The organism is Actinosynnema sp. NPDC050801 (genome assembly GCF_040673975.1).
In the GTDB taxonomy this organism is placed as follows: domain Bacteria; phylum Actinomycetota; class Actinomycetes; order Mycobacteriales; family Pseudonocardiaceae; genus Actinosynnema.
In genome coordinates, this window is the sequence record NZ_JBFAQZ010000008.1 from 58,264 (window position 1) to 70,812 (window position 12,549).

Annotated in this window: 15 protein-coding genes; 9 read left to right on the top strand and 6 right to left on the bottom strand. The window is 72.2% G+C overall.

Annotated elements, in window-relative coordinates:
- Window positions 1–32: 32 nt before the first annotated feature.
- Window positions 33–671 (top strand): hypothetical protein, encoded by a 639-nt coding sequence (locus AB0K14_RS19590; RefSeq protein ID WP_360459551.1) that lies wholly within the window; start codon window positions 33–35, stop codon window positions 669–671.
- Between the two features lie 446 nt (window positions 672–1,117).
- On the opposite strand, the gene AB0K14_RS19595 is transcribed toward AB0K14_RS19590, so the two are convergent.
- Together AB0K14_RS19595 and AB0K14_RS19600 are read right to left on the bottom strand one after the other, a co-directional pair.
- Window positions 1,118–3,040, bottom strand: a complete 1,923-nt coding sequence (locus tag AB0K14_RS19595; protein ID WP_360459549.1) for a site-specific integrase — start codon at window positions 3,038–3,040, stop codon at window positions 1,118–1,120.
- Window positions 3,033–3,665, bottom strand: coding sequence for a hypothetical protein (locus AB0K14_RS19600; protein ID WP_360459547.1), 633 nt, complete (start codon window positions 3,663–3,665; stop codon window positions 3,033–3,035). Before AB0K14_RS19600 ends, AB0K14_RS19595 begins: the two co-directional genes overlap by 8 nt.
- 127 nt (window positions 3,666–3,792) lie before the next feature.
- Here AB0K14_RS19600 and AB0K14_RS19605 point away from each other — a divergent pair, with 127 nt between their 5' ends.
- The 3 genes from AB0K14_RS19605 (at window position 3,793) to AB0K14_RS19615 (ending at window position 6,824) form a co-directional block, all read left to right on the top strand.
- The gene (locus AB0K14_RS19605; protein ID WP_360459546.1) at window positions 3,793–4,383 is read left to right on the top strand and encodes an isochorismatase family cysteine hydrolase; all 591 of its coding nucleotides are present in this window, start codon (window positions 3,793–3,795) and stop codon (window positions 4,381–4,383) included.
- Between the two features lie 39 nt (window positions 4,384–4,422).
- Complete coding sequence (locus tag AB0K14_RS19610) at window positions 4,423–5,871, top strand: NAD(P)/FAD-dependent oxidoreductase (RefSeq protein WP_360459544.1); 1,449 nt, start codon at window positions 4,423–4,425, stop codon at window positions 5,869–5,871.
- 83 nt (window positions 5,872–5,954) lie between these two features.
- Window positions 5,955–6,824, top strand: a complete 870-nt coding sequence (locus tag AB0K14_RS19615) for an isocitrate lyase/PEP mutase family protein (RefSeq protein WP_360459542.1) — start codon at window positions 5,955–5,957, stop codon at window positions 6,822–6,824.
- A gap of 141 nt (window positions 6,825–6,965) precedes the next feature.
- Here the strand turns inward: AB0K14_RS19615 and AB0K14_RS19620 are convergent, their stop codons facing one another.
- A complete protein-coding gene (locus AB0K14_RS19620; RefSeq protein ID WP_360459540.1) occupies window positions 6,966–7,211 on the bottom strand; it encodes a DUF6343 family protein in 246 nt (81 codons plus the stop codon).
- The gene (locus AB0K14_RS19625) at window positions 7,199–7,540 is read right to left on the bottom strand and encodes a hypothetical protein (protein WP_360459538.1); all 342 of its coding nucleotides are present in this window, start codon (window positions 7,538–7,540) and stop codon (window positions 7,199–7,201) included. Before AB0K14_RS19625 ends, AB0K14_RS19620 begins: the two co-directional genes overlap by 13 nt.
- A gap of 78 nt (window positions 7,541–7,618) precedes the next feature.
- Between AB0K14_RS19625 and AB0K14_RS19630 the strand changes: the two genes are divergently transcribed.
- The 4 genes from AB0K14_RS19630 to AB0K14_RS19645 are packed head-to-tail and all read left to right on the top strand — an operon-like array spanning window position 7,619 to window position 11,076.
- Complete coding sequence (locus AB0K14_RS19630) at window positions 7,619–9,076, top strand: MFS transporter (RefSeq protein ID WP_360459536.1); 1,458 nt, start codon at window positions 7,619–7,621, stop codon at window positions 9,074–9,076.
- A gap of 37 nt (window positions 9,077–9,113) precedes the next feature.
- The gene (locus AB0K14_RS19635; RefSeq protein ID WP_360459534.1) at window positions 9,114–10,199 is read left to right on the top strand and encodes a M20/M25/M40 family metallo-hydrolase; all 1,086 of its coding nucleotides are present in this window, start codon (window positions 9,114–9,116) and stop codon (window positions 10,197–10,199) included.
- A 29-nt stretch (window positions 10,200–10,228) separates the two neighbouring features.
- Window positions 10,229–10,582: a metalloregulator ArsR/SmtB family transcription factor gene (locus AB0K14_RS19640; RefSeq protein ID WP_360459532.1), complete on the top strand. Its 354-nt coding sequence runs from the start codon at window positions 10,229–10,231 to the stop codon at window positions 10,580–10,582.
- The gene (locus tag AB0K14_RS19645; protein ID WP_360459530.1) at window positions 10,579–11,076 is read left to right on the top strand and encodes an SRPBCC family protein; all 498 of its coding nucleotides are present in this window, start codon (window positions 10,579–10,581) and stop codon (window positions 11,074–11,076) included. Before AB0K14_RS19640 ends, AB0K14_RS19645 begins: the two co-directional genes overlap by 4 nt.
- 4 nt (window positions 11,077–11,080) lie before the next feature.
- On the opposite strand, the gene AB0K14_RS19650 is transcribed toward AB0K14_RS19645, so the two are convergent.
- Both AB0K14_RS19650 and AB0K14_RS19655 read right to left on the bottom strand, forming a co-directional pair.
- The gene (locus AB0K14_RS19650; RefSeq protein WP_360459528.1) at window positions 11,081–11,428 is read right to left on the bottom strand and encodes a VOC family protein; all 348 of its coding nucleotides are present in this window, start codon (window positions 11,426–11,428) and stop codon (window positions 11,081–11,083) included.
- Between the two features lie 49 nt (window positions 11,429–11,477).
- Window positions 11,478–11,879 carry a MerR family transcriptional regulator gene (locus AB0K14_RS19655; protein ID WP_360459526.1) on the bottom strand — a complete coding sequence of 134 codons (402 nt, stop codon included), beginning with the start codon at window positions 11,877–11,879 and terminating at the stop codon, window positions 11,478–11,480.
- Window positions 11,880–11,933: 54 nt separating this feature from the next.
- Here AB0K14_RS19655 and AB0K14_RS19660 point away from each other — a divergent pair, with 54 nt between their 5' ends.
- Window positions 11,934–12,500 carry a class I SAM-dependent methyltransferase gene (locus tag AB0K14_RS19660; RefSeq protein WP_360459524.1) on the top strand — a complete coding sequence of 189 codons (567 nt, stop codon included), beginning with the start codon at window positions 11,934–11,936 and terminating at the stop codon, window positions 12,498–12,500.
- The last annotated feature ends 49 nt before the right edge of the window (window positions 12,501–12,549 follow it).

Here is a 12,549-nt window from a genome sequence, read left to right on the forward strand (position 1 = left end):
GGGCGGCAGCCGAGCAGACACGCTGGCTGTCAGTGGCCGTCACTCGCCAGGAGGACAGCTATCCGATCGGTGACGCAGAGCTCGAGGCGTCGGTCAACGTAATATTCGACGTGCCGGGGCCGGTCGTGGGGATCGACTACACCGGTATTCGCACCGGGGCGTGGTCGGCGAAGGAACGTTCCCAGATCGTCCAGGTGGCAGTCCCCGTGATGGCCGCCGATGAACTGCGGGACTTCGTCGCACGTGCACTGGTAGCGGCGGTGGATCTTGCAGCGGCCACGATGGCGAAGCGCAGGACCCATCATCCGCTGGGGCGGGCGACGGCGATCGCGGCGGCTGTGGCGGGGATCGCTCGCGGGCCGGCGTTCGTGGCGGCCGAGACCGACAGGGGCAAGACCTTCCTCGCGGCGACCCCTTCATCAATCAGAGCGGCCGTCGATGCGATCGAACGGCATGGCTTCCTCACTCTGGACTTGGGTGAGCAGGACAGGTACGTGCAATCCGCGTTCAGTGGTGACCACATGGTCTTGGAGTACCGCGAGGGGTCGCCGGAGCAGCACTATCGCGCCGCTTCGGTGACCCAAGAGCAGGTGGCGGATGCCATGTGGGCGTGGGTGAACAGCCCGGGGGAGCCCGTCCCGGGCTATTCATGGACCCGTGTGGTCGAGTGAGACCAGCTGAGGGTCAGCAAGGTACTCGGAGTTGAACTGCATCTACCCCCTGCACGCCTGACCGCCAAGACAAAGCGCCAATGATCATCCGGCGGCGATAAATGCGCCGACGGTGGGGAAGCGCCGGCGTAGGACATGAGCCGCCGTGGGGCAGCGACCCAGTAGTTCCCTGAGGCGGACGAGGCACGTGTGACCGCCCGGCCGGCCGCCACGGCCAGAGCAGCGAGTCCGCATCCTGTCGACCGGCACGGCGGCCGCGGCACCCACCGTGGCCCGATGAGGCACACGGTCCGAGACCGGCTCACCGCGGCCACGCCAGGCCTGCGGACGCCGACGCCGACGGTGGTTCACCATCGGCTGGCCGCGCCGCGTCGTGCCCGCCGGGACTCCGCCGATCACCACCTCGAAGACGGCGACCTCGGTGCCCTGTGCCCCTCGTACCGCCATCAGTCGGCCATCGCCACCCGGCCTTGTGCACCCGTTCCGGCGGGGCGCTTGGCGATGCCGCGCAGTTCCGCGAGCGCCATCTCCACTCGCCACCTCGACACGCCGGTCGCACTCGCCAGGGTGATCACACCGGGAGGCCGCCGCCCGGCACGACCGGCCTGCTCCAGCAACCCGCGGACCCTGTCGCGAAGCTCTTCCCGTCCACGATTCACGCCGGCGTCGCCGTCCTGATCTGCAGCGTCCGGACCCATCCCGCGCACCTCCGCGAGCGCCAGCGTGATCCGCCACGGTGGTGCCCCCGTCGCCCGTGCCAAGGACACCACCCCGGGTCGACGCCCCGACCCCATCCGACCGGCCTCGTCGCGCAACCGCCGCACCTGCTCGACCAGCTCGTCACGGTCACCGACGGATACCGGCTCGGCCACTCCACGGATCTCCGCGAGCGCCAGATCGACCTGGAACTTCGACACACCGATCGCGTCGGCGATGGACGCGGAACCCGGCCGGCGGCGGCCGGCCCGTGCCGCGTCCTCCAGCAACCCGCGAACCCTCCCGACCAACTCCTCGGAAGGACCACCGCCCGCGATCCGCGCCAAGGCGACCTTCACCCGGACCTGCGACACACCGGTCGCCCTCGCCAACACGGCCCACCCCGGCCGCCGCCGCCCGGCCAGCGCAGCCTCATCGAGAAGCCGCCGGATCCGCTCGACCAGGACCTCGTCCCCGGCACGCCCCACCACACCCGCCGTAGCGGCCCTTCCCGTCGCCGCGGACGTCCCGAACCCACCCGGGTCCGCCGGATCCGGCGTGCCGACCGCCGCACCCGCGACGGCATCCGCGGCGGGCGGTGCGGGCTCCAGCAGGGGCGTCAACGCCAGCGGATGCGCCTCACCGGTCATGGCCTGCAACGCCGTGGCGATCTCCGGGACGCCCGCCTTCACATAGACCTGGGTGATCCCGTGGGTGGACGATGCCGGCACGACATGGCCGGCATAGGCACGCGCCACCGCGTAGCCGAAATTGCGTTCCACCCAGGTCAACGTCGTGTGCCGCAACCAGTGGGTGCTGATACCCCTCACCTTCACCGTCTCCACACGTGTCCCGATCCGCGCCCAGAGGTTGTAGTAGTGCTGCCGATGCAGCGGGGTGCCGTCGCGGCGCCGCAGCACACGATCACCGGGCTCCCGAGCACCCCTCTCGCGTGCGTGAGCCGACAAATGTCTCATCAACGTCGGCGTCACCGGTTGCCACCGCAGCGACGCCCCCTTCTGCCGCAGCCGGACTAGGGACCGATCGGCATCGAGGTCGCAGAGCCGCAACGCCAGCGCGCCACCGGTCCGCGCCGCCGTCTCGAGATGCAACCGCAGGATCAACGCGTCCAGCGACGGATCATGCCCCGTGCTCCGGGCGACGGCGAGGATCTCCGCCACCAACGACGGATCCAGACCGTGGCGCTTGCCCTGGCCCGCCCTCGGCCTGCGCACCTGCGCCATCACGTTCTGCCGCGCACCGATCAACCCGTGATCCACCGCGTACCGGAACAGCCATGACAACGCACAATGCGCACCGCGGGCCGCCGCGTTGCCACCCGTACTCGACACCCGCACCTCGGCGGTCTCCCGGACCAACGCCAGGAACCCGACCACGTCCTCGGCGTCCACCTCGTCGAGACGACGCGAACCGTGCACCGCGACGAATCGCCGCAGATAGCCACGATACCCGGCACGCGACCCTTCCGGGATCGCCTCGACCACCGTCGGCACCAACTCCTCGAACGTGGGAACCGTACGCGCGGCCAGACCCTCCAGCAGATCCTGCGGCGTCAACCTCAGACGCTCCAGCAGGTGCAACGCGGTCGCCACGTCGTCCCGATCGGCGCGACGCACCGGCACGATGTCGTCGGAGACGTCCCCCTCACCCACCGGCCACCTCCACGCCGTACCCGACCCACACCGGAGCCGCCACAGGGGAGACCCCCGTCGGCGACGTCCCGGACACCGCCGCCTGCCCACCGGCCGGCACGGCACCGTTCACCCACCGCTCCGGATCCGGCAGCAGGCGTTCCAGCACCTCCTGACCGTGGATCACCAGCGCCGACAGCGACGGCACCGCTACCAACAGCACCGTCTCGCCCGCCTCGAACCCGCACCAGTGTCGGATCGGCGCCGGGACCGCGATCATGGCGCGCCCGGTCAACGCCGACCCGCCGGACGGATCGCGACGGACCACCAGCGTGCCGCCGTCGTGCACCCCGATCGACACGGGCATCCGGGCATACCAGCCCAGGGCCGCGAACAGCGACCGGTCGCCCAGCCGGCCCCTGTCGTCGAAGGCGCGCATCGAGTGACGACCGCGGTGCGGCGTGCGGGGCGCCGTCAGCACGCCGGGGTCCGGGGCCTCGGTGCGCCGCAGGTCCAGTGTCCGGCCCGACCGTGTACGGCCGTCGTGTGCCGGGGCCCCGGTGTCGCCGTGCGGGTCGGAGGGGCTGCGGTGGGGCGTCGCGGGGGTCTCGTCGGAGCGGCCGGCGAACGCTAGGCTCGGCACCATGTGCTCACCCACGGTGACCGCCCCCCGGGGATCCGTCCCATGTCGGGGGAGTGCGGGGTGTACACCGGGACGGGTGTCGACGGGCCGGTCGTGCCGCCGGCCGCGGTGGGAGGTGTCCCACATCTGCGTGTCGGATATCGAGTACCAGAACGACTTCACCAGTGAGGGCGGCGTGTTGCACGGCGCTGTCAGCGAGGTGATGAGCAGCACCGGCATGTTGCCCAAGACCGTGGCGCTGGTGGAGGCGGCACGGGCGGCGGGGGTGGTCGTGATGCACGCGCCGATCACGTTCGCGGAGGGTTACCACGAGATCTCCGCTCACCCGTACGGCATCCTGAAGGGTGTCGTGGACGGCAAGGCGTTCGTCAAGGGCAGTTGGGGTGCGGCGATCGTGGACGACCTCGCGCCCCGTGACGGGGACATCGTGGTCGAGGGCAAGCGCGGGCTGGACACGTTCGCCAGCACGAACCTCGACTTCATCCTGCGCAGCAAGGGCATCACCACGATCGTGCTCGGCGGGTTCCTGACGAACTGCTGCGTCGAGTCGACCATGCGCACCGGCTACGAGAACGGCTACAAGGTCGTCACGCTGACCGACTGCGTCGCGGCGACCTCGCAGGAGGAGCACGACAACGCGTTGCGCTTCGACTTCCCGATGTTCTCGCTGCCGGTCTCGGCGGACGACGTGATCGGGGCGCTGTCGGTGACGCGGGGCTAGGGCGTCGACCGTGCCGATCAACCGGGGGGAGTGGCGGCTGTGAGAGCGTGTGTCGTCGGAGCGGGACCGGCGGGGATCGTCGCGGCCAAGGTGCTGTTGGAGAACGGGTTCGACGTCACGGTGCTCGACAAGTACGAGCGGGTGGGTGGGATCTGGTCGCCGGGCGGTTGCTACGACGGCCTCGCCAACCAGGCGGCGCTTCCCCTGTTCGAGTTCGCCGACCTGCCCAACCGGCTGCACTTCGCCAGTGCGGTGGACTGCCAGCGCTACCTGGAGGACTATGCCGGGGCGTTCGGCGTGCTCGCCCGTCTCCGGCCGGCGACCGAGGTGATCTCGGTCCGGCCGGTCGACGGGCCGGGGCGGGTCGGCGCCTCGGGCTGGCTGGTGGAGTCCCGGCCGACCGGGGGCGGGGGTGCGCCGGTCCGTCGCGAGGCGTTCGACCACGTCGTCGTCGCCAGCGGCGCGCACCACCACGTCCAGGTGCCCGAGTGGACCGGCCGCGAGGCGTTCCGCGGCACCGTGCTGCACGCGAACGACGTGCGGGCCGGCGCGTTCACCGGCAAGCGCGTGGTCGTCGTGGGCGGCGGGAAGTCCGCGTTGGACCTGGCGACGCGGGCGGCACGGGAGGCGTCCTCGGCGACGTTGGTGCAGCGCAAGGTCAACTGGATGATCCCCGAACGGGTGCTGCTCGGCACGGTCGGTTACAAGTGGATCCTGTTCACCCGGCTCGGCGAGGCGCTCCTGCCCCGCTACCACGACCCGGCCTGCGTGCGCCCGATCGACCGCTTACACGATCGGGTCAAGCGGGTGCTGTGGTGGTTGATCACCCGCGACATGCTGGTCTCCGCGGGGTTCCACCGGCTGCCGGCGCGGCTGCGCCCGGCTCGACCGCTGCCCTTCCACCTGGCCCACGCGGGTGTGATGCCCCGCGGTTACGTGCGTGCCGTGCGGCAGGGCCGGCTCGACGTCGAGGTCGCCGCGGTCGAGTCGTACACCGAGGACGGGCTGCGCCTGGCGAACGGTCGGGAGGTGGTGGCCGACGTGGTCGTGCTCGCCACCGGTCACCGGCGGGTCTTCCCGTTCCTCGACCTGCCGGTGCACGACGACGCCGGTCGGCTGCGGCTGTACCGGGGCATCGTGCCGCCGGGCGTGGAGCGGTTGGGGTTCGTCGGGTTCCGGCAGGTCTTCAACAACCTCATGGGTGTGGAGCTCACCGCGCACTGGCTGGTGCGCCACTTCCTCGGGACGTTGCGCGCGACCCCGGACGAGCGGGGGATGCGGGAGGCCGTCGACGCGCGCCTGGCCTGGCAGGAACAGGCGCTCCCGGGTACCGGCGGCTACGACTTCGGTCCCTACGACATCCACTGCGCGGACGAGCTGATGCACGACATGGGCCTGCCGTCCCGGCGCGCCGGGAACGTGCTGGCCGAGTACCTCCTCCCGGGCGGCGTCGCCCGCCGCTACCGGGATCTGGCGGGTTCGGGCTGAGCGCCGCCGCGGGCCGGTGGGTGAGTGGATCTCATCCTTCCGATATCTCGACCACCTTCGGCACGGCCGCCTACGTTCGTCCCATGGCTTACGGCAAGGCTCTGCGCGAGGCCGTCGCGGCACCCGGGACGACGCCGCTGATCGGCGTGTTCGACATGCTGTCCGCGTCGATCGCGGCCCGGCACTACGACGGGCTGTTCGTGTCCGGCTTCGGCTTCTCCGCCTCGCACTACGGCCTGCCCGACGTCGGTTTCATCGCCTGGCCCGACGTGGTCGGGTTCGTGCAGCGGCTGCGGTTGGCGCTGCCCCGGCAGCACCTGCTGGTCGACATCGACGACGGGTACACCGACCCCGAGGTGGCCTGCCAGGTCGTGCGCGCGCTGGAGCAGGTCGGCGCGTCCGGCGTGGTGCTGGAGGACCAGCAGCGGCCACGCCGGTGCGGGCACGTCGGCGGCAAGCGGGTGCTGCCGCTGGAGCAGTACCTGGAGAAGCTGGACCTCGTGCTGGGGACCAGGACCGACCTGGTCGTGGTGGCGCGGACCGACGCCACCGACGAGGAGGAGATGCTGCGCCGTGCGGCCGCGTTCGCCGAGACCGACGCCGACGTGGTTCTGGTGGAGGGCATGCCGTCGGTCGACGTGATCCGGCGGGTCCGGCAGGCGGTGGGGGACAAGCCGCTGCTGTTCAACCAGATCGCGGGCGGCCGGTCGCCGAAGCTGTCGCTCGGCGAGCTGGCGGAGCTGGGTGTCGACGTGGCGATCTACAGCACGCCGTGCCTGTTCGCCGCCCACGCGGCCATCGAGGACGCGATGGTCCGGCTGAAGGAGGCTGACGGCGTGCTGCCGGACGACTCGATCGAGGTCGCCGAGTCGCAGGCCCTGCTCGAACGGAACGTCAGCCGCCACCACGACGTGCCGGCCCCGCGTGCGTCCCAGCCGGCCATGACCCGCTGACCGAGGCGGGTCGGCACCGGCCGAACCGGAACCGGCCGAGTCAGGACCGGGCCGGGGTCAGGTTCGGCCGGGGTCAGGTCGGGCAGGGTCAGGTCGGGCAGGGCCGGGTCAAGCGAGGCCAGGGTCGGAAACGGGCGGGGGTCAGCCGGGGTCGCCGCGGCGCTTGCGGTGCACGACCCAGCCGAAGTCGACGACCAGGCCGACCGCGAGCACCGTGAGCAGCACCGCCAACCACGTCAGACCCGCCCGCACGCACAGCACCGCGGCCACGCCGTTGAAGACGATGCCGAACCCGGCCAGCCACAACCGCAGGGTCAACGCGCTGCGCGGCGGTGCTGGTGGCGGCAGGTCGTCGTCCGGGTGACCGGAGCCGGTCACGTCCGCCATTCCTCCTGCCAGCCGTGGGGGGTGTCGTAGGCCGCGGCGAGCAGTTCGAGCACCGACCGGTCGAGCCGGCCCTCGACCTCCTTGCGCAGCCACCGCGCCTTCTCCTCGAACGGCACGGGCGCGCGCTCGTCCTGGGCCTGTGCCTCGTGGGGCACGAGCACCAGCTCCCGGCCGTCGTCGGACCGCAGGATCCGCAGCCGTCCGCGGCGTTCGGCCTCGTCGAGCAGCGGCAGCTCTTCCCTGGCGAGCCGCTCCTCGTCCTCGGCGAGCCGGTCCAGCACGAACCGGCGCAGGTCCTCATCCGACAGTCCGTTCGCCTCCACGTCCATGGCCAAGGGGTAACCACTCCGCCCACGACCACACGTCGTGGGCGTGCGGTTGATCGCGCCGCCGGGTAGGAATGGGTGGTGACCAGCGCCTACGAGCCGGACCCCCGACGGTGGAAGGCGTTCACGGTCACGCTCGTGGCCGGGTTCATGAGCCTGCTCGACGTGAGCATCGTGTCCGTGGCGCTGCCGTCGATCCAGCACGGCCTCGGCACCACGCCGGCCGGTGCGCAGTGGGTCGTCTCGGGGTACGCGCTGGCGTTCGGCCTTGCCCTGGTGCCCGCCGGGCGGCTCGGTGACGCGATCGGGCGACGGACCATGTTCCTGGTCGCGTTGGGCGGGTTCGTGCTGTTCAGCGCGTTGGCGGGGCTCGCGCCGACGACGGAGGTGCTGATCGTGGCACGCCTGGCGCAGGGCATCTCGGCCGGCGCGTTGGCGCCGCAGAACTCGGCGCTGATCCAGCAGCTGTTCCGGGGCGCGGAACGCGGCCGGGCGTTCGGGGTCTTCGGCTCCACGGTCGGCGTGTCCACCGCGATCGGGCCGGTGATCGGCGGCGTCATCCTGGCCGTGGCCGGCGAGGACGACGGCTGGCGGTGGATCTTCTACGTCAACGTGCCGATCGGCGTGGTCGCGCTGGTGCTGGCGGCCCGCCTGCTGCCCCGGGGGCGCGGTGGCCCGCGCGGGCACCTCGACCTCGTCGGCGCGGCCCTGCTCGGCACCGGGGTGCTGGCCGTGATGCTGCCGCTGGTGCTGGCCGAGGCGGGCGGGTTGGCGCGGTTGTGGTGGCTGTTCGGGCTCGGTGCGGCGTTGCTGGTGCTGTTCGTGCGGTGGGAACGGCAGGTCGCCGCGCGTGGCCGCAGCCCGATGCTGGACATCGCCCTGTTCACCGGCACGCCCGGTTACGGCACGGGCGCGCTGGTCGGGATGGTGTACTTCGTCGGGTTCGCCGGCATCTGGCTGGTGTTCGCGCTGTTCTTCCAGAACGGGTTGGGCTACTCGCCGCTGGAGTCCGGGCTGGCCGTGACGCCGTTCGCGGTGGGTTCGGCGGCGTCCGCGGTGGCCGGCGGGCGGATGGTCGAGAAGTGGGGCCGCAAGCTGACCGTCACCGGGTTGGGCATGGTGGTGGTGGGGCTCGCGGTGACCGCGCTGGTGCTGCTGGTGGTGCCGCCGCAGGTGGCCGGGTGGGCGGTCGCGCCCGCGTTGCTGCTGGCGGGCGTCGGCGGCGGGTGGGTGATCTCGCCGAACACCACGTTGACCCTGCGGTACGTGCCGGTCTCGATGGCGGGCGCGGCCGGCGGGGCGTTGCAGACCGGGCAGCGCATCGGCTCGGCGATCGGCACGGCGGCGTTGACCGGCGTCTTCTACACGGTGCTGGCCGCGTCCGAGCAGAACTTCCCGGTGGCGGTGGCGGTCGCCGTGGGCGGCGCGACGGTGGCGGTGGCGGCGGCCCTGGTGGTGGCGGTCGTGGAACTGCGCGCCCGGCCGCGTTGTCCGTCCGCTGTGGACGGTGTGCCGGAGGCGATCGCGGACGCGCCGTGAGCTGTGCCGACCGGTGCGGTGCGGGCACGATGGCGGGATGGACCTGCTGCCGCTGACCGAGCAGTTGCTCGGCATCCGCTCCACCGCCGACCGGCCGGACGACCTGCGCCGGGCGTTGGACTTCGTGCTGGAGGTCGTGGGCCCGGGTTTCACCGCGGAGCGGTTCGAGGCGGCCGGCAAGCCGAGCGCGCTCGTCTACCGGGGCGAACACCGCCCGCACTTCCGGGTGATCTTCAACGCTCACCTGGACGTGGTGCCGGGCGCGGACGAGCAGTTCCGGCCCCGGCGGGACGGCGACCGGCTCGTCGCCCGCGGCGCGCAGGACATGAAGCTGTCCGCGCTGGTGCTGGCCTCGGTGTTCCGGGACACGGCCGCCCGGCTGCCTTACCCGATCGGGTTGCAACTGGTGACCGACGAGGAGGTGGGCGGGCGCCACGGCACGCTGCACCAGCTGGAGCAGGGCGTGACGGCGTCGTTCGTGGTGATCGGGGAGCACAGCGCGCTGCGCGTGGTGGCCGAGTCGAAGGGCCTGGTCACCGTGCGGCTGCACGCGGTGGGACGGGCCGCGCACAGCGCGTACCAGTGGCTCGGCGACAACGCGCTGCTGAAGGTGATGCGGGCGGTGGACGGCGTGCTGGCCGCGTACCCGGTGGCGACGGGGGAGGAGTGGCGGACCACGGTGAACGTCGCCCGGATCTCGTCCGGGAACCAGGCGCTCAACCAGGTGCCCGCGGACGCGACCGCGTGGCTGGACGTCCGGTTCCCGCCGGAGGACGCCGACCTCGTCGGCCGGTCGCCGCAGGAGATCGCGGCCCACTTCACCGCCCTGTGCCCGCCCGGTGTCACGGCCGCCGTCGACCACGTCGAGCCGCCGCACCGGGCCGACCCGGACGGCCCTGACCTGCGGGCGTTGCAGCGCGCGGCCCGTGCCGAGGGCTACTCGGGCGACCTGCTGCGCAAGCACGGCGCGGCCGACGCCCGGTTCTACTTCCAGCGGGGGATCGACGCGGTGATCTTCGGCGTGGGCGGGGACGGGCAGCACGGGCCGGACGAGCACGCCGACCTGACCACGGTCGAGCCCTACCGGCGGGCGTTGACCGCGTTCCTGGAGGGCATTGCCTAACGTGTAACCCAGTGGTTACGCTTCCGGGTGTGGACGAGGTGGCCGGTGCGATCGCCGACCCGGTGCGGCGGGAGATCCTGGAGATGCTGCGTGGGGACGCGCGGCTGTCGGCCGGGCAGATCGCCGAGCGGTTCGCGATCAGCCGTCCCGCGGTGAGCCGACACCTGCGGGTGCTGCGCGAGAGCGGGCTGGTGCGCGACGAACTGGTGGGCAGGCAGCGGTTCTACGTGCTCGACGCCTCCCGGTTGACGCCGCTGGCGCGCTGGCTCGCGGGCTTCGACCGGCCCTCGGGTTGGGCGCACCACCTCGACGCGCTGGACACCGAGGTCTACCGCACCCGGCGGGAACGCCGTACCGACGAACCGAAGGAGAACACCGCATGACCCCCACCCCCACCGGCCGCCTGTTCCGCACCGAGGCGGGCAGCGACCTGGTGCTCACCCGCACGTTCCGCGCGCTCGCCGACGACGTGTGGGCGAGCCTGACCGAGCCGGAGCGCACCGCCCGGTGGTTCGGTCCGTGGGAGGGCGAGGCCGGGCCGGGGCGCACGGTGAAGGTGCAGTTGGTGTTCGAGGAGCAGGAACCGTGGGCGGAGGTGCGCATCGACGCCTGCGACCCACCCCGGCGGCTGGCGCTGTCGATGGTGGACGAGGCGGGCACCTGGCGGCTGGAACTGCTGCTGTCCGAAGTGGACGGTGTGACCGAGCTGCGCCTGGTGCACCACCTCTCGACCGAGGAGGGCATGGGTGAGGTCGGGCCCGGGTGGGAGTACTACCTGGACATGCTGGTCGCCTCCCGCACCGGCGCGCCGCTGCCGGCCTTCGACGACTACTACCCGTCGCAGAAGCCGTACTTCGAGGCCCTGGCCGTCGACTGACCGGTCAACCCCGGCCCGTGTTCACCACGCAGAACAGGTTGCCCTCGGTGTCGGCGAGGACGACGAACGTGGCGTCCGGCGGGTAGTCCCACGGGACGCGTTCGGCGCCGAGGGAGACCAGCCTTTCGACCTCCGCGGCCAGCTCGGCCTCGTCGGCCACGTGCAGGTCGAAGTGCGTCCGATCGGACTCGTCCAGCGTGATCGCGGAGCCGGCGCCGTGCTTGGGCACCAGGACCGGGCTGTCCTCACCGATCGGGCCGCCGCGCAACTCGTAGCCGAGGGCCCCGGTCCAGAACTCCGCCGCCCGGTGGAGGTCGCCGACTTTGAGGACCACGCTGCCGATGTGTGCCATCGGTCCATTGTCGACCACGCCGCCCGGCCACGTCGCGGTGGCCGTGTGGTCACTTCGGGATGCGGGCGGCGACCGCGGCCTGGAAGTCGGGGCACGCGCTGATGTCCTCGGCTTCGCAGCCCATCGCGTGTTCGAGCACCGCGAGCGACGTCCGGAGCGACGCGATCCGCTCGGCCAGCCGGTCGTGGTGCTCGCGGTAGAGCGCGCGACGGGCCGACCGGTCGTCGGTGGCGGCGAACAGCAGCCGGATCCGGTCCAGGCCGAGCCCGGCGTCCTTGGCGAGCAGGATCATCGCGATCCGCGCCTCGTCCGCGCGCCCGTAACGCCGCCGGCCGTTCGCCTGCCGGCGCGGGGTCAGCAGGCCCACGTCCTCCCAGTGCCGCAGCACGTGGGTGGCCAGCCCGAAGCGGTCGGCCAGCGTGCCGATCGACATCTCCTCGCTTGACTTCACGTCGACATGAAGTTGCACAGTCGGTGGTGTTGTCAACCACCCGAGGAGAGCACCGTGCCCGACCGCCCGTCCGCCCCCGGCTACTTCGACCGCCGGCGCAGTGCGTCCTACGACCGGCGGGCCCGCCCGCTGCTGGTCAGCCTCTACCGGCGGGTCGCCGCCGACGTGGCCGCGCTCGCGCCACCGGACGGCGTGGTGCTCGACGTCGGCACCGGGCCCGGCCGGCTCCTGCACGAGGTCGCGGCCCGCCGAGCGGACCTCGTGCTGGGAGGTGTCGACCTGTCCGCCGACATGGTCGACGTGGCCAGGGCCGCGGTCGGCCCCTGGGCGTCGCGCATCACGTTCCAGGTCGCGGACGTGGTCTCGCTGCCGCACCCCGACGACAGCGTGGACGTGGTCGTCTCGACGTTGAGCATGCACGAGTGGCCGGACCGGCGTGATGCGGTGGCCGAGCTGGGGCGCGTGCTGCGTCCCGGTGGCGTGCTGCTGGTGTACGACTTCCGGTTCACCCAGGTCGAACCCGAGGTTTTCTCGGGTTTCGCCGACGTGCGGCGGGTGCCCGTGCGGCCGCGGTGGTGGCCGGTGGCGGTGTTCTCCCGCGTGGCCGCTTCGGCGAGCTGACCGGTACGGCCCTGATCTGCGGGTTTTACCGGGAGGGGGTACCGTCGGA